The organism is Pseudomonas sp. LB3P58, from assembly GCF_054897895.1.
In genome coordinates, this window is the sequence record NZ_JBUBVE010000001.1 from 5153626 (window position 1) to 5173361 (window position 19736).

At 60.2% G+C, this 19736-nt stretch carries 20 protein-coding genes; 9 read left to right on the forward strand and 11 right to left on the reverse strand.

All coding sequences use genetic code 11. The features are described from left to right. Nucleotides 1-26: 26 nt before the first annotated feature. Complete coding sequence (locus tag ACYZTZ_RS24010; RefSeq protein WP_461999906.1) at nt 27-473, reverse strand: DUF2442 domain-containing protein; 447 nt, start codon at nt 471-473, stop codon at nt 27-29. Continuing rightward, complete coding sequence (locus ACYZTZ_RS24015; protein ID WP_056744643.1) at nt 470-898, reverse strand: hypothetical protein; 429 nt, start codon at nt 896-898, stop codon at nt 470-472. Before ACYZTZ_RS24015 ends, ACYZTZ_RS24010 begins: the two co-directional genes overlap by 4 nt. A gap of 222 nt (nt 899-1120) precedes the next feature. Here ACYZTZ_RS24015 and ACYZTZ_RS24020 point away from each other — a divergent pair, with 222 nt between their 5' ends. From ACYZTZ_RS24020 to ACYZTZ_RS24030, 3 genes are all read left to right on the forward strand, one after another. Continuing rightward, a complete protein-coding gene (locus ACYZTZ_RS24020) occupies nt 1121-2032 on the forward strand; it encodes a LysR family transcriptional regulator (RefSeq protein WP_129441027.1) in 912 nt (303 codons plus the stop codon). A 140-nt stretch (nt 2033-2172) separates the two neighbouring features. Then, the gene (aroQ, locus tag ACYZTZ_RS24025) at nt 2173-2613 is read left to right on the forward strand and encodes a type II 3-dehydroquinate dehydratase (RefSeq protein WP_008084592.1); all 441 of its coding nucleotides are present in this window, start codon (nt 2173-2175) and stop codon (nt 2611-2613) included. Nucleotides 2614-2618: 5 nt separating this feature from the next. Next, complete coding sequence (locus ACYZTZ_RS24030) at nt 2619-3473, forward strand: shikimate dehydrogenase (protein ID WP_461999907.1); 855 nt, start codon at nt 2619-2621, stop codon at nt 3471-3473. A gap of 36 nt (nt 3474-3509) precedes the next feature. On the opposite strand, the gene ACYZTZ_RS24035 is transcribed toward ACYZTZ_RS24030, so the two are convergent. Then, complete coding sequence (locus tag ACYZTZ_RS24035; protein ID WP_461999908.1) at nt 3510-4187, reverse strand: TetR/AcrR family transcriptional regulator; 678 nt, start codon at nt 4185-4187, stop codon at nt 3510-3512. A 102-nt stretch (nt 4188-4289) separates the two neighbouring features. Then, entirely contained in the window at nt 4290-6191 is a 1902-nt protein-coding gene (quiC, locus tag ACYZTZ_RS24040) for a 3-dehydroshikimate dehydratase QuiC (RefSeq protein WP_461999909.1), read from the reverse strand. A gap of 307 nt (nt 6192-6498) precedes the next feature. On the opposite strand from quiC, the gene ACYZTZ_RS24045 reads away from it, so the two are divergent. Beyond that, nucleotides 6499-7800, forward strand: a complete 1302-nt coding sequence (locus tag ACYZTZ_RS24045) for an MFS transporter (protein WP_236713333.1) — start codon at nt 6499-6501, stop codon at nt 7798-7800. A gap of 45 nt (nt 7801-7845) precedes the next feature. Here the strand turns inward: ACYZTZ_RS24045 and ACYZTZ_RS24050 are convergent, their stop codons facing one another. From ACYZTZ_RS24050 to ACYZTZ_RS24065, 4 genes are all read right to left on the reverse strand, one after another. Next, nucleotides 7846-8724, reverse strand: coding sequence for a DMT family transporter (locus ACYZTZ_RS24050; protein ID WP_056744635.1), 879 nt, complete (start codon nt 8722-8724; stop codon nt 7846-7848). A gap of 43 nt (nt 8725-8767) precedes the next feature. Next, nucleotides 8768-9583 (reverse strand): sugar phosphate isomerase/epimerase family protein, encoded by an 816-nt coding sequence (locus ACYZTZ_RS24055; RefSeq protein WP_461999910.1) that lies wholly within the window; start codon nt 9581-9583, stop codon nt 8768-8770. Between the two features lie 2 nt (nt 9584-9585). Beyond that, complete coding sequence (locus tag ACYZTZ_RS24060; protein WP_461999911.1) at nt 9586-10641, reverse strand: Gfo/Idh/MocA family protein; 1056 nt, start codon at nt 10639-10641, stop codon at nt 9586-9588. 113 nt (nt 10642-10754) lie between these two features. Beyond that, complete coding sequence (locus ACYZTZ_RS24065; protein ID WP_046048747.1) at nt 10755-11531, reverse strand: IclR family transcriptional regulator; 777 nt, start codon at nt 11529-11531, stop codon at nt 10755-10757. Nucleotides 11532-11709: 178 nt separating this feature from the next. Between ACYZTZ_RS24065 and ACYZTZ_RS24070 the strand changes: the two genes are divergently transcribed. The 4 genes from ACYZTZ_RS24070 (at nt 11710) to ACYZTZ_RS24085 (ending at nt 16344) form a co-directional block, all read left to right on the forward strand. Beyond that, nucleotides 11710-13458 carry an FAD-dependent oxidoreductase gene (locus ACYZTZ_RS24070; protein WP_461999912.1) on the forward strand — a complete coding sequence of 583 codons (1749 nt, stop codon included), beginning with the start codon at nt 11710-11712 and terminating at the stop codon, nt 13456-13458. Then, complete coding sequence (locus tag ACYZTZ_RS24075) at nt 13442-14275, forward strand: aldo/keto reductase (RefSeq protein ID WP_461999913.1); 834 nt, start codon at nt 13442-13444, stop codon at nt 14273-14275. The genes ACYZTZ_RS24070 and ACYZTZ_RS24075 overlap by 17 nt, the downstream gene beginning before the upstream one ends. A 215-nt stretch (nt 14276-14490) precedes the next feature. Then, a complete protein-coding gene (gene ypfJ, locus ACYZTZ_RS24080) occupies nt 14491-15384 on the forward strand; it encodes a KPN_02809 family neutral zinc metallopeptidase (protein WP_461999914.1) in 894 nt (297 codons plus the stop codon). Beyond that, on the forward strand, nt 15385-16344 hold the full coding sequence (locus ACYZTZ_RS24085; protein ID WP_461999915.1) for an alpha/beta fold hydrolase: 960 nt from the start codon (nt 15385-15387) through the stop codon (nt 16342-16344). Nucleotides 16345-16441: 97 nt separating this feature from the next. Here the strand turns inward: ACYZTZ_RS24085 and ACYZTZ_RS24090 are convergent, their stop codons facing one another. The 3 genes from ACYZTZ_RS24090 to ACYZTZ_RS24100 form a co-directional block, all read right to left on the reverse strand. Next, entirely contained in the window at nt 16442-17035 is a 594-nt protein-coding gene (locus tag ACYZTZ_RS24090) for an HAD family hydrolase (protein ID WP_461999916.1), read from the reverse strand. After that, nucleotides 17032-17901, reverse strand: coding sequence for an acyl-CoA thioesterase II (tesB, locus tag ACYZTZ_RS24095; RefSeq protein ID WP_140680951.1), 870 nt, complete (start codon nt 17899-17901; stop codon nt 17032-17034). The genes ACYZTZ_RS24090 and tesB overlap by 4 nt, the downstream gene beginning before the upstream one ends. Before the next feature lie 103 nt (nt 17902-18004). Continuing rightward, complete coding sequence (locus tag ACYZTZ_RS24100; protein WP_046048742.1) at nt 18005-18574, reverse strand: GNAT family N-acetyltransferase; 570 nt, start codon at nt 18572-18574, stop codon at nt 18005-18007. Between the two features lie 85 nt (nt 18575-18659). Between ACYZTZ_RS24100 and ACYZTZ_RS24105 the strand changes: the two genes are divergently transcribed. Further along, nucleotides 18660-19580, forward strand: a complete 921-nt coding sequence (locus tag ACYZTZ_RS24105; protein WP_461999917.1) for a histone deacetylase family protein — start codon at nt 18660-18662, stop codon at nt 19578-19580. Nucleotides 19581-19736 lie beyond the last annotated feature (156 nt).

The window sequence follows — 19736 nt, forward strand, 5'->3', positions numbered from 1 at the left end:
CATCACGACGGCTTTTTTGTGCTTGCTTAAAGGGTGATATCTGTCTTGCACGGACGCCCGCCCTTACGGCCATTCGCCCGTGCAGCCTCTGCTTTGGCGGCGCTGCTTTGGCGACCATTACGCGAGGCGATGACCGACGCGGCCATATCCATCAGCGGCTTGCTGGCCGAAACCATCCCGGCGATGGAGACCTGCAGATCCTTGCCCTCGTGGCAAAGGGCTGTCCCGGAAAAGCCGACTTTCAGGTCTGCGAAATCCTCGACGTCGAAATCATCGAACTCCGGATAGTGCTGCACGGGCAACAGCACGCCACTGCCATCAATGAAATTGACCGCCAGGCACGGTTCCACAAAGGTCACCGAAGTCGCCCGCAGACCGCCTTTGTGGCGCATTTGGCCACGCTGGATGGCTTCATCCAGCACGGCTTCGGTTACGGGCCGATCCACCAACATTTTTGCTGTTATCGTTTTCATAGTTCGATCTCCACGCCCTCCGGAACGCCCATCAGCGCCAGTAGGGTCTTGTTCGTCTCGGGCTCATAGCAAGCCGAGCCAATCATGCAGGTCGTACTGGCGACCCTTTTTACCACCACGACTTCGCTGGTTTGCCAGTCCCATATCTGATGATCGAGGCAGACCGTGTGCAGCTTGTCCCACCAGATACACCGAGCGCGGCGCAAATGTGCGGGTTGTCCGAGTGCGTGACGCAACCCTTCCAGCACCGCCACAGGTGGCCTGCGAGAATGAGGAACCACGTCCCACAGTTCGACACTGTTGTGCCAGAAGCTGAATTTGAAGCGCGCACTCCAGGTTCCGGCATCCACATGTGCATGCGGCGGGCAGTGCTCATCGCGCAACATGATCACCATTGAAAACCCTTTGTAGCTGAATAATCTCATGCTAACCCATCCGTTAGGTTAATGAGCCCGAAGACCCGACATTCCCTGGAAAATCCGATAACTGGCGCTGAGCTTTCGATCAGCCATCCGCCATTGAGCCTAGTGCTCAGGCTCTTATCAGGCCGACGGATAACGGCGAAAATTGGTAAGCAATCCTTTCACCGCCGCCACAAAAATGGTGGTGAAATTCAGTCCTTCATTTGATCCCCGGTGTAATCAATCATGCAGCGACAATTCGACGATCTTCAGCTGGGCAGCATCGAACTGTTTTGTCTGGCTGCCGAGGCTGGCAGCTTTACCGCCGCCGCGCTGGTGGCTGGTGTGACGCCCGCAGCCGTGAGCCGTTCGGTGTCGCGTATGGAGGAACGCTTGGGCGTGCGGTTGTTCGCCCGCACCACCCGCAGCGTCAAACTGACCGACAGTGGTCGGCGGTATTACGAGGAATGTCGTCAGGCGCTGGCGCAACTGGTCGAGGCCCAGCGCGAGGTCATGGGCCAGCAGCAACAGCCTTCCGGCACCTTGCGCATCAGCATTCCCACCACCTATGCCCATCACCGGATTCTGCCGCTGCTGCCGGCATTTCGGGCACGCTTTCCAGCGGTGAAGGTCGAGTCGCACATCAGCAATCGCAACATCGATTTCGTCGGTGAAGGCTATGACATGGCGATCCGCGTGCGGGCGATTCCGGATTCCGGCCTGATCGCCCGACAGTTGGAAGACGCCGCGCTGGTGATGATTGCCAGTCCTGACTACCTCAAGCACGCGGGCATTCCACACACGCTGGATGATCTTAAACAGCACGAGTGCATCCAGTACGAATTGCCCAGCAGCGGTCGGCGGATTGCCTGGCTGTTCAACGACAATGGCGTGCATCGGGAGATTCTGGCCGAGGGCAATCTCAGTTGTTCCGACGACGTACTGGGCGGCGTGACCCTGGCCAAACACGGGGCGGGACTGTTCCAGACCTATCGCTTCATCGTCGAAAACGAACTGGCCGATGGCTCGCTGGTGGAAGTGCTCAAGCCTTATGGTGGGCGCTCGCGACCGTTCACCCTGCTCTACCCGCAAACTCGCCATATGCCGTTGCGATTGAGGGCGTTTATCGATTTTCTGGTGGAGCATCTGCCCCGCTGAAAAGCCGAAACCGTCCGATCACCGCACACATTAACCCTGAGAACCGCCTCTACAATTGACCAAATTAACCAGCTAGTACAATTTATCTCCACAGGCTGAACCCTCGGCCAATGCCAAAAACAATAAGTGGAGAGACCCCGATGCCCCCTATCGTTCTGGTGCTCAACGGCCCGAATCTGAACCTGCTCGGCACCCGTGAACCGGCGACTTACGGCCACGAAACCCTGGCCGACATCTCAGCGTTGTGCGGTCGTGCCGCCGAAGAGTTCGGCCTGGCGGTGGAGTTTCGCCAGACCAATCATGAAGGCGAACTGCTCGACTGGATTCACGCCGCGCGCGGCCGTTGCGCCGGGATCGTCATCAACCCGGCCGCCTGGACCCACACCTCGGTCGCGATCCGCGATGCGTTGGTCGCCAGCGAATTGCCGGTGATCGAAGTCCACCTGTCCAACGTTCATGCCCGCGAGCCCTTCCGCCACCACTCTTTTGTGTCGGCTATCGCCACGGCGGTGATGGCCGGTTTCGGTAGCCACGGCTATCGTCTGGCGCTGGAGCATTTCAGCCAACGTTTGAAGGGGTGAACGCCGTGACTCAGAACAACGCTGTGCTGGCCGGACTGATCGGCGCCGGCATCCAGGCTTCTCGCACCCCGGCGCTGCACGAGCATGAAGGCGATGCCCAGGGTTTGCGTTACCTCTATCGCCTGATCGATCTGGACCCGTTGAAACTCGACAGCAGCGCCCTGCCCGACCTGCTGATGGCCGCCGAGCGGATGAACTTCACCGGCCTGAACATCACCTTTCCGTGCAAGCAGACGATCATCCCGCTGCTCGACGAGTTATCACCAGAAGCCCGCGGCATTGGGGCGGTGAACACGGTGGTGTTGAAGGACGGCAAACGCATCGGCCACAACACCGATTGCCTGGGGTTCGCCGAGGGTTTTCGTCGTGGCTTGAAGGGTGTTGCCCTTGAGCGCGTCGTGCAAATGGGCGCCGGTGGCGCTGGCGCGGCAGTGGCCCATGCCCTATTGAGTGAAGGCGTACAGCTGCTGAACATTTTCGACGTGGAGATCAGCCGTGCCCAGAGCCTGGCGGACAATCTCAATCAACATTTCGGCGTCGGCCGGGCTGTGGCGGGCCATGACTTGCCGAGCACCCTGGCCCAGGCTGACGGTCTGGTAAACACCACCCCCATGGGCATGAAAAAACTGCCGGGCATGCCAGTGCCGGCGGAGCTGCTTCGAGGTGAGTTGTGGGTGGCGGAGATTGTTTACTTCCCGCTGGAAACCGAACTGCTGCGAAATGCCCGCGCGTTGGGTTGCCGCACGCTGGATGGCGGCAACATGGCAGTGTTTCAGGCGGTGAAGGCGTTTGAGTTGTTCAGCGGCGTGGTGCCGGATGCGCAGCGGATGCTGGAACATTTTCAGAGCATGAATGGCTGAACGAATGTGGCGAGGGGGCAATCCCCTCACCCCACATCAGGCCTGCAGATAGCGCAAAACCGACTCGCAAATCATCTCGCGATGACGCTGCTTGATGCTTTCGTCCGGCAAGTCGATCTGAAAGATCTCTCCGAAGGTATGGCGGTTCGACACGCGATAGAAGCAGAACGAGCTGATCAGCAAATGCACATCCAAAGGCTCGAGCCCCGAACGGAACACACCTTCCTCAGCACCGCGACGCAAAATCTCGCCCAGTGAATCGAGGATGGTGTTGTTCATCGCCTTGATCGCATCGGAGCGCTTCACGTATTCAGCGTTGTGAATGTTCTCGATGCTGACGATACGCACAAAGTCGACGTTGTGATCATGGTGGTCGAAAGTGAATTCCACCAGCCGCCGAATAGCCTCGACAGGAGCCAGTTCGGTCAGGTGCAGACGGTTTTCAGTGCTGCGGATATCGCCGTAGAGTTTCTCCAGCACCTCGATGTAGAGCTGTTCCTTACTGCCGAAGTAGTAATAGATCATGCGTTTTGAGGTGTGGATGCGCTCGGCAATCGCATCGACGCGAGCGCCGGAAAGTCCCTGCTGGACGAACTCGACAATCGCCTCTTGAAGGATGTTCTCGCGGGTCTTTTCCGGGTTGTTCTTGCGACTCTTGCGCGGCTCGACAATCGGCTCGTCGGGCGCTGCGGAGAGTTCTGAAGTTATCGTCATTGCGGGCTCACGGCCATCACTGCACAGGTTGGCGATTATGGGCCGCGCCGCACAGTGAAGGAAGCCGTGCGGCGGCGGTTTGTACCCGTGTTTACGATTTTCCTACAACTTTGCCTGACGTACGGCACCGCTTCGAGACTTGGCCATCGCCGCCAGTCGCACCGCGACATTGGCTGCGCCGTAACCTGCGTAACCGTTCTTGCGCTGGATGATCTCGAAGAAGAAGCGTCCTTCAAACGGCTCGGTATACACATGGAACAGCTCGCCACCCAGGGCATCGCGGTCGTAGAGCACGTTGTAATAGGCCAGTTCGCTGAGGAACTCGTCGTCGAAATCGAACCGCGCGGCGAGGTCATCGTAGTAATTGAGCGGGATATCCAGCAGCGGTACGCCCGCCTCCTTGGCCCGGCTGACTTCGGCAAAGATGTCGTCGCAATCGAAGGCGATGTGATGCACGCCGGAGCCGCGATAACTCGACAGCGCGTGTGAGATCGCGGTGTTGCGGTTCTCGGAAATGTTCAGCGGCAAGCGGATCGAACTGTCCCGGCTGCGCAGCGCCCGACTCTTTACCAGACCGTACGGGTCAGGCAGCACTACTTCATCGTCGGCTTCGAAATCCAGCAGGCTTTTATAGAACAGCACCCAACTGTCGAGGCTGTCGGCCGGCAGCGCCATGGCCATGTGGTCGATGCGCTTGAGGCCGCCACTGGCCATGGCGGCGGGTTGCAGATTGAAGTCGGTGCCGTAGACATCGGCGTCCTGGTCCACCAGATAAATCAGACTGCCATCCGGCGCGCGCACCGCGGCGAGTTCCAGTTCATTGGGGCCAACCAGCCCGCGATACGGCTGACCTTTATAGGCCACGGCCCGGGCCAGCGCACTGGCGCTGTCCTTGACCCGCACGGCAGTGGCGCACAGCGAGGGGCCGTGAGCTTCGAAAAAACTGTGGGCGAACGAGTAAGGCTCGGAGTTGAGGATCAGGTTGATATCACCCTGACGCAGCAGGCTCACGCTCTTGGAACGATGCTGGCCGGCCTTGACGAAACCCAGCCGTTCCAGCCAATGGGACAGCTTGGCGCCAAGGCTTTCGTCCACGGCGAATTCAAGAAACTCGATGCCGTTGTACTCGCTGGCCTTGGGCGTCTCGAACAGAATGTCGACAGTGGCCGGTGGCGTGGCTTCCTGTGCCAGACGTTCGCGGGTTTTCTCCTCCAGGTACAGCAACGAGCGCAAACCGTCGGCGGCATTGGCCCGTGGCGGCGCGGCGCGGAAGCCATCGTTGAAGATCTCCAGCGACAACGGCCCGGTGTAACCGCTCTTGATGATCGGCGCGAGGAAACCCGGCAGATCGAATTCGCCCTGGCCGGGGAAACAGCGGAAATGCCGGCTCCACTCCAGCACGTCCATGGCCAGGATCGGCGCGTCGGCCATTTGCACGAAGAAAATCTTGTCGCCGGGAATCTCGGCAATCGCGCTCGGGTCACCCTTGAGTGACAGCGTGTGAAAGCTGTCCAGCAATACGCCGAGGTTTGGGTGATCGGCCTGACGGACGATGTTCCACACCTGTTGATAAGTGTTCACGTGGCGGCCCCAGGCCAGCGCTTCGTAGCCGATCCGCAAACCACGAGCACCGGCGTGCTCGGCCAGCAGGCGCAAGTCGTCGATCAGAATCTGTTCGTCACCGATGGCGTCGGCCGAGGCGTTGCTGCACACCAGCACCAGGTCCGTGCCCAGTTCCTGCATCAGGTCGAACTTGCGCTCGGCCCGCTCCAGGTTGCGCGGCAGGCGGTCGCGGCGGCAACCCTCGAAATCCCGGAAGGGTTGAAACAGCGTGATCGCGATCCCGAGATCGGCGCACATCTGTTTAATTTCCCGCGGACTGCCGTCGTAGTAGAGAAGGTCATTCTCGAAAATCTCCACCCCGTCGAAACCGGCGGCGGCGATGGCTTCAAGTTTTTCCGGCAGGGTACCGCTCAAGGACACGGTGGCAATGGAACGCTGCATATTTCGACTCCCGGTGGAGGCTTCGGCTACAGGGAATTTGCGCCGCTTTTAAAAGAATGAGCGAATTATTGAGCCGGGTTGTTTAATGAGCAATTCAAAGTGTACTACCCGGTTAGTTTTGCGTGCGATTATCGAACACAATGGCCCTTGGCGAATTGACGATTTTTCGTCCACTGCGCAACATCGACTCCACATTGAGCCCGGTCACACACACCGGTCTCGGTTACCAAAGACCCAGAACACCACATAAAAATAATCGGTGGCCTACATGACTCCTTCTCAAAGCTCTCCCGTGGAGCGTTCCTCCATGACTCCTGCCACTGGTGGCATCGGCGACAAGATCCGCGGCGCGATGGCGGTCGGCAAAACCCGTTGGGGCATGCTGGCGCTGGTGTTCTTCGCCACCACCCTGAACTACATCGACCGCGCCGCACTGGGCGTGATGCAGCCTATTCTCGCCAAGGAAATGAGCTGGACGGCGATGGACTACGCCAACATCAACTTCTGGTTCCAGGTCGGCTACGCCATCGGTTTCGTGCTGCAAGGCCGGTTGATCGATCGGGTCGGCGTCAAGCGCGTGTTCTTCTTCGCCGTGCTGCTCTGGAGCCTGGCGACCGGCGCCCATGGCCTGGCCACTTCGGCCGTCGGCTTCATGGTCTGCCGGTTCATTCTGGGTCTGACAGAAGCCGCCAACTACCCGGCGTGCGTGAAGACCACCCGGTTGTGGTTCCCGGCCGGCGAACGCGCCGTGGCCACCGGCATCTTCAACGCCGGGACCAACGTCGGTGCGATGTTCACCCCCATGTTGTTGCCGCTGATCCTGCATGTCTGGGGCTGGCAGGCCGCGTTCCTGTGCATGTCGTCACTGGGCGGGATCTGGTTGCTGTTCTGGGGCTTGAAGTACTTCAACCCGGAAGATCACCCGAGCGTTAAACAATCGGAACTGGACTACATCCAGAAAGAAGTCGAACCGGAACAATCCCGCGTACCGTTCTCGAAAATCCTGCGCATGCGTGGCACCTGGGCCTTCGCCCTGGCTTATGCGATTACCGCGCCGGTGTTCTGGTTCTACCTCTACTGGCTGCCACCGTTCCTCAATCAGCAATACAACCTGGGGATCAACGTGACCCAGATGGGTATCCCGCTGATCATCATCTACCTCACTGCCGATTTCGGCAGCGTCGGCGGCGGGATCCTGTCCTCGTTCCTGATCGGCCGCGGCGTCAACCCGATCAAGGCGCGGCTGATGTCCATGTTCCTGTTCGCCTGCTGCATCGTCGGCGTGATCATGGCGGCGGGTTCGAGCAGTCTGTGGGTCGCCGTGTTCGCCATCTCCCTGGCCATCGGTGCGCACCAGGCCTGGACCGCGAACATCTGGAGCCTGGTGATGGACTACACGCCTAAACACATGATGAGTACGGTGTTCGGCTTCGGTGGCATGTGCGCGGCCATCGGCGGGATGTTCATGACCCAGTTGGTCGGCCACATTCTGACGATCACCAACAACAACTACACGGTGCTGTTCACCATGATTCCGGCGATGTACTTCATTGCGCTGATCTGGATGTACTTCATGGCACCGCGCAAGATTCCAACCGTCACCCCGTAACCCCCCTCCCCCGGCAGGCCTGATTCCAGGCCTGCCCTGCTGCTCTCACCGACGACTCTGCTGCCAGGCTGCTGCCAACCCGCTGCAACAAATCACCGCGATCCCGACCACCGTGGTCAGGGTCGGCGTGTGAGAAAACAGCAACCAGCCCAGCAAACCGGCAAAGACAATCTGGCAATAACCGAACGGCGCCAACAACGCTGGGGCTGCGTGGCGGAAGGCTTGCGTCAGAAACAGGTGAGCCGTCATCCCGCAGGCGCCCAGCGCCACCATCATGAATCCATGGCCCAGGCTGGGGACTTGCCAGAAGAATGGCACCAGCGCACTCATCACCAGGGTGTTGCACAACCCGGCGAAGAAGTTGCTGGTGGTCGGGCTGTCGATGTTGCTGAGCTTGCGGGTGAGCAACTGATAGAAGCAGAAAAACAGCGCCGAGCAGAGCGGCAGCAACACCGCCGGAGTAAAGAGTTCTCCGCCGGGATGGACGATGATCAACACACCGATGAATCCACAAATCACTGCAATCCACTGGCCACGCGTGACGTGCTCGCGCAGCAGTGGCACCGACAGCGCAGTCACCAGAACCGGCGCAAGAAAGTTGACCGCCGTGGCTTCGGCCAACGGGATGTACTGCAAGCCGGTGGTGAAAAACAGACTGGTGCCCAACAGGCACAACGCCCGCAACAGCTGAAGTAACGGCCGTTTGGTTCGTAGGACACCGAGCCCGGATTGCGGCAGAAAAATCCCGGCCATCAGTAAGGTGTGAACCACATACCGGGCCCACACCACCATGACGATCGGGTAGAAGCCCGAGAGGTATTTCGACAAAGCGTCGTGACTGGAAAACAGGAAGGTCGCAACGACGATCAGCAAAATCCCTTTGAAGGGTTGGTTTACGCCGGAGAGCGGAGTGCTGACGGTCATTCGATATCCCTTGTGTCTTGCAGCAACAATTTAAAAGCATCCCTTACAGCCGCGCTAACAACTCATGGGTTTTACTCAACGCCATCCGCGCTCGCTGCAACCCGCTCACGCCCTGCTCAAGCAACTTCACGGTGGGGATCTCCAGGCTCAACGGAATATCGGCCGGTAAACACTGCAACAACCCCGCCAGATCACAATCGCCATCGCCCGGAAAACGCCGCTCGTTACGGGCCTGGCGCAGAATTTCGGCCATGTCCTTCGGCCTTGGCCCGGCAACGTCGCACAGCTGGACATACCGTAACCGTGACGGGGCAACTCTGGCCAGATCTTCCAGCCGCGAAGCCGAACGGTCGAAGTGAAAGGCATCCACCAACACCGCGCCGTTTTCACGCCCCGCGTTTTCGACGATGCGCACCGCTTGCTCAAGATTGCGCGCATCGGTCCACGGCATGAATTCCAAATGCGGATGAAGCCCGTAAGGTGCCGCCAGATCACACAGCCGAGCGAAGTTATCGGTGAGCCGCTGTTCGTCAGAATCGTTACCGGCCACCAGCAATTCACTGGCACCGAATTCGGCACCGACCGCCAGAATCTTCTCGAAATCGGCGACGACGGTTTCCGGTTTAAGGCGCAGGATTTCGACATCCAACACACGAATGCCGGTATCGCGCAGTCGCGCCAATGTCCTGCGCCGTAACCCGACATCGGCGACCAGCGCAAAGTGGTGTTCTTCAGGCGTCGCAGGCTCCAAGCGTAATCCGACATGACTGTAGCCGGCCTGTGCTGCCACTTCGACCATCTCCGGTGGTGACAATTCCAGTACCGTCAGGCTGGCCAGGGAAAAGATCCTTTCGTTCATGGTCATTCCTCGATCAAGGTCGGTGCGCAGGCACGGCCGGTTTCGGCAGCCTCGCGTATCGCTTCAATCAGCGCCAACGTGCGGGCGGCATCGGCGACGCTCACCAGCGGCTCGACTTCCCGACGCGCCACGCGCACGAAATGCTGCAACTGCAAACGCAGCGCTTCATCGGCGCTGAAGTTTTCCTGCACCGGCAGCAACGGTTGGTGCCACCCCCCATCGGTGTCGGCGTAGTGCCAACGCTTGAGCTGCGGAATGCTCAACGCACCACCGGTCCCGGCCAGCAGATAACACGGCTGATCGGCCTGACGTGGGTACACCGGGTTTTCCCCGGAATCCAGCTCCCAGCTCCAGGGCGCCGCGACCGCGTCCGAACCGGTCAGGCTACCCAGCGCGCCGCTGTCGAATTGCAGCAACACCGCCGCGCAATCTTCGTTGGCAAACCCCCGCACCGCATTGCTGGTGATCGCCTGAACCTGCCGCACTTCGCCACACAAATGCCGAAGCAGATCGAGGTCGTGAATCAGGTTGGTCAGCAACATTCCCGCGCCGGGTTCACGGCGCCAGGGCGTCTCGAAATAGCTGTCAGGTTTGCGCAACTGCCAGAGCGCGGTCACCGTCGTCAGCCGGCCCAGCGCGCCGCTCTGCACCAGTTCATGGGCGCGGACGATCAACGGATTGTGCCGGCGATGATGACCGACCAGCACAGGAACGCCCGTGGCTTTCGAAGCGGCGACCAGCTCGCGGACTTCATCCCTGTGCACGCCCACCGGTTTTTCCAGCAGGACCGGCACACCGACAGCAAGGCAATCGAGAGCAGTGCTGACGTGCAGCGTATTCGGGTTGGCGACGATCACCGCGTCTGGCTTGACCTGCTCCAACATCTGACGGTGATCAGCGAAATACGCCACACCCCACTCCGCCGCGAGGCCTGCGGTTTGCGGACCCGGATCGGCCACTGCGCACAAGGTTGCTTCCGTCAGCGACTTCAGATGCTGGTAGTGCTGCTGGCCCATGTTGCCAGCCCCGATCAGGGCAATACGCAGGGGTGAACTCATCGTGCGGTCCTCTTGTGATTATTGTTGGAAGAGCGAATTCCAATAATTTAGAACCTGGTTCCAGATTCTTACACAAGCAAACCAAAAAAGTGTGCGAACAACGCACGCATCAATCAGCTGAACAACTCTGAAGCCAGACTGGCTGCCGACAGCTCCTCGGTAAACGTCAACAACAGCGGCGCCAACTCATGCAGTCGCGCCCCCGGCATCCGCGCGCTGGGCCCGGCGATGCTCAGCACACCGATGACTCGACCATCACTCGGATGTCGCACGACCGCAGCAATCGCCGAGGTGCCCACCGCCGAACTCTCCTCGACCCAGGCATAACCCTGCTCCCGCGCCATACGCAGGCGTTCCAGCAATTCGATGTTGGAACGCGGTGCATTCGGCCCGAGGTCCTTCGGCCGCTCGCCACCCTGCCGTTCGACCAGGGACAGCGCCTCGGCATCGCTCATGCACGCCAGCCACGCATGCCCCGACGCGGTGTAAAACAAGGGCGCATCGCGGCCCATGTCCGGGTCGTAGCGCAGGCCGGAACGGGCGCCCTGGGATTTGGCGATCCAGATCTGCCGCTCACCTTCAATCACCCCAAGCCGCACCAGCTCGCCGGTTTCCTGGGCGAGGCGATCAAGCACCGGCTGCACAATATCGGCGCCGCTGCCCGACAGGTAACGGAAACCCATGGCCACCAGTTTGGTCGACAGGTGATACCGCAAGTTCTCCGGATTCTGTCGCACATAACCCAGCCGAATTAGCTCGGCGAGCAACCGGTGGGTCGCGCTTTTGGGAATATCCAGTTGCTCCGCCAGCGTCTGCATCGGCAGCCCACGAGGGTCACTGGTGAGGCTTTCAAGCACGCTGAAAACACGTTCGATCTGACTGCCGGCCATGGGAGGTTCCACACAAAATTTGTCCGATTCTAGAAGACAACCGACCGAATGCGAAATCTGGAACCCACTGTCCGATAACCGCCCGATTTACCCCGTTGAGCAGTTGCCGAGCCCGATCACGCTCCTATATTTTCTGGAATCAAATTCTAAAAAATACAAACCGCTGGAGCTTCAGACGATGCCTGCCGAATCAAAAAGTCTCCCGGATATCGATTGCGACGTGCTCATCGTCGGCTCCGGTGCGGCCGGGCTATCGACTGCAGTCACCGCTGCGTGGCACGGTTTGAAAGTCATCGTGGTTGAAAAGGACCCGGTGTTCGGCGGCGCCACGGCGTGGTCCGGTGGCTGGGCCTGGGTGCCGTGCAACCCCTTGGCCCGGCGTGCCGGGATCGTCGAAGACGTCGAGCAACCGCGCACTTACCTGAAACACGAATTGGGCGAACGTTACGAGCCGGCCATGATCGATGCTTTCCTCGAAGCCGGGCCGCGGATGGTGGCGTTCTTTGAGCAGCACACCTCGCTGCAGTTTGCCGACGGCAACGCCATTGCCGATATCCATGGCGATACACCGGGCGCCGGCACGGGAGGACGTTCGGTCATCGCTGCGCCTTATGACGGGCGAAAAGTCGGCAAGCTGCTTAAGCGTCTTCGCAAGACCCTGCGGGAAACGTCGTTCATGGGCATGCCAATCATGGCAGGCGCGGACCTCTCGGCATTTCTCAATCTGACGCGCTCGCTGTCGGCGGCCTGGCACGTGACCCGGCGCTTTTCGCTGCACCTGTTCGATCTCGCCGTTCATGGTCGGGCGATGCAACTGGTCAACGGTGTCGCGCTGGTGGCTCGGTTGGCAAAATCCGCCGAAGACCTCGGCGTATTGCTCTGGGAGTCGGCGCCCGTTACCGAACTGCTGTGCGAAAACGATCAGGTCCGAGGCGCGGTGGTCAGCACCACCAAAGGCAAGGTCCGCATCCATGCGCGCAAGGCCGTGGTGCTGGCGGCCGGCGGTTTTGCCAATGACATCGAGCGGCGCAAGGCATTGTTTCCCCGTACGCCAACCGGGCATGAACATTTGGCGTTGCCACCCCTCGGCGTCTGCGGCGATGGCCTGCGACTGGGCGAAAGCGCCGGCGCGCGGGTGAACACCGATCTGGCGTCGCCGGTCGCCTGGGCACCGGTTTCGCAAGTGCCACACAAGGACGGCAGAATCGGCCACTTCCCGCACATCATCGAGCGCGGCAAACCGGGGATCATCGGCGTGTTGAGCAACGGCCAGCGCTTCGTCAACGAAGCCAACGGCTACTACGACTATGTGACGGCCATGGTCGCCGCCGCCCCGAAGGGTGAAGCAGTCGCCTCCTGGCTGGTTTGCACGCATGGCTTTCAGCGGCGTTATGGCTTGGGTATCTCTCGGCCGTTTCCGCTGCCGCTGTCATCCTTTCTCCGCAACGGCTATCTGAAAACCGGCAACACGATCGAGGAATTGGCCGAGGCCTGCGGCATCGACCCGAACGGTCTGCGCAGCACTGTGTCCGAATACAACCGGCACGCGCGCAACGGTGAAGACCCGCTGTTCGGTCGCGGTTCGACGCCTTACAACCGCAAACAGGGTGATGCGTTGCAGCAACCCAACCCTTGCGTCGCCCCGATCGAACAAGGTCCGTTCTATGCCGTGAAGGTCCAGCCCGGTTGCTTCGGCACCTTCGCCGGCCTCAAGGTCAATGAACATGCCCAGGTTCTTGGCGAATCGGGCGAGGCCATCGCCGGGCTGTACGCGGCGGGCGGCGACATGGCCAGCATCATGGGCGGCCACTACCCCGCCGGCGGCATCAATCTGGGCCCGGCGCTGACCTTCGGCTACATCGCCGCGCGACATATCGCAGGCATTACCGCTTACGAACAGGAGATCGACTATGCAGCGCATCGTTAACGCACAGGGTTTGAACATGCCCAAACTCGGCCTCGGCACCTGGCCGATGCTCGGCGAAGAATGCACACGCGCCGTGGAACAGGCCTTGGCATTGGGTTATCGGCACATCGACACCGCCGCGGCCTACAACAATGAAGACGCCGTCGGCCAAGCGCTGGTGAACAGTCCTACCCCTCGCGATCAAATCCACGTCACCACCAAAGTCTGGTGGGATCAGCTTCAACCCGATGCCATGCGCCATTCCATGGACCGCAGTCTCAAGGCCTTGCGCAGCGATTACGTTGACCTGTTCATGATCCATTGGCCGACCACCGATTGGGACCTGTCGCGCACGATCGAGACCCTGGTGTCGTTCAAGGAACAAGGACTGGCGCGCAACATCGGTGTGGCGAATTTTCCACTGCCGTTGTTGCGCAAAGTCGTCGAGGAACTGGGGACGCCGCTGTCAGCCATCCAGGTCGAATACCACGTACTGCTCGGACAAAACGCTCTGCTGGACTACGCCCGTCAACATGACCTGGCGCTGACGGCCTACACGCCACTGGCCCGCAACAAGGTCTCGGACATCCCGCACATTCAGCAGATCGCCGCCAAACACGGAGTCCTGCCAACACAGGTCGCACTCAAGTGGCTGCTTGATCAACCGAACGTGGCCGCCATTCCAAAAGCCAGCAGCCAGGCCAATCAACTGGCCAACCTGGCGGCGCTCGAGGTGAATCTGGATGACGAAGACCGTGCGTTGATCGCCGGTTTGTCCAAACGCGAACGCCAGGTCAACCCGGACTTTGCGCCGGTGTGGGATGCGTTCGACCGGTAATTCCCTCGACGCGGGCGGTCGCCTGCTCGATAAAAACCCGTCGCCTGAAGGAATTAGATGGGTTGTCTGTGTTCAATACGAGTCTGGAAGACTCCCGGCCACCCTCCACAGGCTGCCGGGAAGACTGCTGTGCGCAACAAAAGATGGACGACCGGACTGGCGCCGCTCCCACTCAGCAGCAACACTCATCCCACGGACAATCAGAGGGTTCCCACATGCTATGGAAAAAAGGCCGACGCAGCGACAACGTGGTCGATGCCCGTGGCGATGATGTCGGCGGTGGCGGTGGCGGGATGCGCTTTGGTGGCGGCAAGGGTCTGAGCCTGACGGCGATTATCTTGATCGTCGGGATCGGCTGGATCACCGGCCAGGACCCGATGCAAATCCTCGGGCAACTGACCGGGCAGATGAGCGAGCAATCAGCACCGGCCCCGACTCAAACCCGCAAGGCGCCGCCGGCCAATGATGAAGGAGCCGAGTTCGTGCGCTCGATCCTCGGCGATACCGAAGACACTTGGGGTCAGATTTTCCAGCAGGCCGGTCGTCAATATAAGGAACCGACCCTGGTGCTGTTCAGCAACCGCATCAATTCGGCCTGTGGTCTGGCGACATCGGCGACCGGCCCGTTCTATTGCCCGGCAGACCAGAAGGTCTACCTGGACATGAGTTTCTTCCAGGAAATGTCCCAACGTTTTTCCGCCGCTGGCGACTTCGCTCAGGCCTACGTGATCGCTCACGAAGTCGGACACCATGTGCAGACCTTGCTCGGTGTTTCGGCAAAGATTCAGACCGCCCGCCAACAGGGCCGTCAGATGGAAGGCGACGGTGGTTTGCTGGTACGCCAGGAACTGCAGGCCGATTGCCTCGCCGGAGTCTGGGCCAACAATGCGCAGAAACGGCTGAACTGGCTGGAACCCGGTGACATCGAAGAAGCCTTGAACGCCGCCAATGCCATCGGCGATGACCGTTTGCAGCAACAAGGTCAGGGGCGCGTGGTCCCGGATTCATTTACTCATGGTACGTCGGCGCAAAGGGTGCGCTGGTTCAAAACCGGATTCGCGCAAGGCCAGGTCGGCCAGTGCGATACCTTTGCAGCGAAAAACCTATAAATGAATAAGTGGCTGTTAGCTCTACTGATCACCTGCGCAAGCGCCCAGGCTGCCGAGCATGCGGTCAAGGAAGTCAGCCCCGGACGCCTGCTGCTGACTGCAGGTGAAATCGCGGTGGGCATCGGCCCGGCGCCGAAAAAAATCGAACGCGTGCTGATCATCATCCATGGTCGATTGCGCAATGCCGACACCTATCGCCAGAGCGCCGTGCACGCGGCCGAACAAGCCGGGCAAAGCGCGAGCACCTTGGTGCTCGCCCCGCAATTTCTCAATGACACCGACGTCGCGGCCAATCCTGTGGCTGACAGCGTATTGCGCTGGCAGGGCAATGACTGGATGGCGGGCGGTTTATCCACCGCTCCGTTTTCCCTGAGCTCCTACGCGGCGCTCGACGAAATCATCGCCCGAATCGGCGATCGGAAGCAGTTTCCAGACGTGAAGCAAATTGTCATCGCCGGTCACTCCGGTGGCGCTCAGGTGGTGCAGCGATACGCGTTGCTGGGCCACGATCAGCCAGCGCTCAAGGCGGCCGACATACAGGTGCGTTACGTCATTGCCAACCCGTCGTCTTATGCATACTTCGATGAACGACGGCCAGTGGCGTTCAAACATGCCGCTTGCCCGAATTTCAATCGCTGGAAATATGGACTGGCGGATTTACCCGCCTACGCAGGCGGGCAAACAGCCAAGCAGTTGGAGGAAAACTACGTCAAACGCGATGTCGTTTATCTGCTCGGGCAGCAGGACAGCGACCCGAAGCAGCCGGCGCTGGATAAAAGCTGTGAGGCCCAAGCTCAGGGAGCCAATCGATTGGCTCGCGGGCGCAATTATTTTGCTTATCTGAAGCGGCTGCATCCTCAAGGATTGAGTCAGCAGCTGATTGAAGTACCCGGGGTCGGGCATGACGGGGATGGGATGTTTAACTCGCAGCAGGGGCAGAAGGCGTTGTTCGGTCAGTGAGTTTTTGTGGTGGCTGAGCTGACGCCATCGCGAGCAGGCTCGCTCCCACTTATGACCGCATTCCAATGTGGGAGCGAGCCTGCTCGCGAAGGGTCCCTCAAGCCGACAACATTTTCCGCAACGCCACACAATCGGCGGCATGCCAATCCGTCAATTCCGGCCAGGGATTATCCGGCAGGTTCACCAACACCGTCCGCGCCCCTGCCGCCCGACCGCAATCCAGATCAAAGCGGTAGTCACCGACCATCACCATCTCACTGGCCGGGACATTCCAGGCCTGGGCCAACTTCAACAAACCACCGGGATGCGGTTTTGGCGGTGCTTCATCACGGCCCAGCACATCCTCCACCGCGAAGCAGTCGGCCAGGCCGATCGCCTCCAGCGTCACATGCGCCAGTTCGCGAGCATTGCGCGTGAGAATGCCCAGGCGATAACCGCGCCCGGCCAGCTCACGCACCAGTTCTACCGCGCCCGGTGCCGCTTTCGAACCGAGCGCCAGGTCCCGTTCGTGTTCCAGCAACCACGCATGTTTGGCGGCGGCTTCATCGGCCGGCAGCGCGGCGAGGTGGGTCAGGATGTCGTCTTCGGCAGGAATCGCCAACGCCACGCGGATCGCCGCGAAGTCATGCACGGCCACCGTCAGGGTGCCGTCCATATCGAACACCCAGTGCCGCACCTCGGCCAGGCTCATGCCCAATCCTTGCGGTGACGAATCAAACCTTCCTGAGTGACCGACGCCACCAGTTGCCCGGCGCGGTTGAACACGCTGCCACGGGAGAAACCGCGCGAGTTGCCCGCCCAAGGACTGTCCATCGCGTACAGCAACCAATCATCGGCACGTAGATCCTGATGGAACCACAGCGCGTGATCGAGGCTGGCGACCTGCATGTCTTTCTGCCAGACCGATTTGCCATGGGGCTGCATCGACGTGGTCAACAGACCGAAATCCGAGGCGTAGGCCAGCAAGTATTTATGCAGTGCCGGAGAATCGGCCAAGGCACCGTCGGCGCGAAACCAGACATACTTGATCGGATCAGACGGCTGCGGGTTGTACGGATCTTTCTCGGTGATCGGGCGGAACTCGATCGGTTTCGGACAGAGAAATTTTTCGCGCATGTGCTCGGGGATCAGGTGCGCGCGCTGCTGAGTGAGTTCCAGCTCCGAGGGCAGGTTCTCCGGGCCAACCACGGTCGGCATCTCGGCCTGGTGCTCGAAGCCTTTTTCGTCGTACTGGAACGACGCACTGCAGGTGAAAATCGGGTTGCCCTTCTGGATCGCCGTCACTCGACGGGTGCTGAAACTGCCACCGTCGCGCACCCGATCAACCTGATAAACCACCGGCAACGCGGAATCGCCGGGACGCAGGAAATAGCCGTGCATCGAATGCACATGGCGCGCTTCTTCGACCGTCTGACTGGCCGCCGACAGGGACTGACCGATCACCTGACCACCGAACAGCTGACGAAAACCCAGGTCCTGGCTGCGGCCACGGAACAGGTTTTCTTCGATCGGTTCCAGGGTCAGCAGGTCAACCAGATCATCCAACACTTGGCTCATTCAGACTCTCCTCACACAACGCATGCCGCGCAGTCTTGGCTGCGACGGTCGATTCAATTTCTGGCCAGGGCCCATGGGAGCCATTGTAAACGTCCGTGCCGGCTTATCCATGCAAGGTTTGTAGCCATTGTTCACGGGTGATGCGGTACAGCGCATGGTGACGCAGGGGATGATCGGCCGCGAGCATCGGGTGGTCGAAATCATCGGCTGAATCATGGTGCATGCCGATTGCCTGCATGACTTTCTGCGACGGCGTGTTGGTTTCGGTGGTGAAGGACACGACTTCTTTCAGTGCCAACCGGTCAAACCCGCAGCGCAGAGCGGTCCACGCCGCTTCACTGGCGTAGCCAAGGCCCCAGTGCTCGCGAGCCAGGCGCCAGCCGATTTCGGTGGCCGGGGTAAAACGCGCGTCGAAGCCGACCTCTGCGAGCCCGGTAAAACCGATAAATGCCCCGGTGTCCTTACGTTCCAGCGCCCAGAGACCGAAGCCATGCTCGGCAAAATGGCCACGAATCCGTCCGATCAACGAAGCACTTTCCAGTCGACTCAAGGGCGCCGGAAAATATCGCATCACCTGTGGATCGGCGCACATCGCCGCAAACTCCGGCAAATCCTCATCACTCCACTGCCGCAACAACAGTCGCGCGCTCTCGAGTTCCAGTATCGGTTCCATCATGCCCCCCGTTCCCATGCCGCAAGTCTACATCGCTGGTAGGATCCTTCACTCATTCCTACCTACCGTCCTGTATAAATCAGCCATGCCCCTGCCCCTGATCTACCACGAAGACTACAGTCCCGAGTTCCCGGCGGATCACCGCTTCCCGATGGACAAGTTTCGCCTGCTACGCGATCACCTGGTGGACAGCGGACTGACTCGCGACGCCGACCTGCTGCGCCCCGACCTCTGCCCGCCAGAGATTCTCGCGCTCGCACATGACCCTGCGTATATCGAACGCTACATGGGCGGCGAGTTGTCCCGCGAAGACCAGCGGCGCCTCGGTCTGCCGTGGAGCGAAGCCCTGGCCCGACGCACAGTACGTGCGGTTGGCGGCTCTCTGCTGGCGGCTGAGCAGGCGCTGGAACATGGTTTGGCCTGTCACTTGGCCGGCGGCACCCATCACGCTCACTACGACCATCCTGCCGGGTTCTGCATCTTCAACGACCTGGCCGTGATCAGTCATTTCCTGCTGGAAAGCGGTCGGGTGAATCGGGTGCTGATCTTCGACTGCGATGTGCATCAGGGCGACGGGACTGCACGGATCCTGCACAACACCCCGGAAGCGGTGACCGTTTCCCTGCACTGCGAGAAGAACTTTCCTGCACGCAAAGCCGAAAGTGACTGGGACATTCCACTGCCCAAGGGCATGGGCGATGCCGATTTCCTGAAGGTGGTGGACGATGCGCTCAATTATTTGCTGCCGCTCTACCAACCTGACCTGGTGTTGTACGACGCCGGCGTCGATGTGCATAAAGATGACGCGCTCGGCTACCTGAAGCTGACAGACGAAGGCGTCGCCGCTCGCGATGAAAGCGTGATGCGTCATTGCCTGGGCCGGGATATTCCAGTGGTCGGGGTGATCGGCGGCGGCTACAGCAAGGACCGCAAGGCCTTGGCGCGCCGTCATGGGATCCTGCATCACAGCGCGCAACGGGTCTGGCAGTCATCAGGTTGTCATTGAGGTGTGGGTCTTTACCCACAATGCCTGTGGAACTGCCTGTGGATAACCTGAGTGAAAGGTCCTACAGGCCACGCTGCATATAGCCTGCAAAGTGGTGGTTGTTTTTTGATCAGCTTCTTCAACAACTCCCACAATGATTCGTGCTGGTAGAATGCG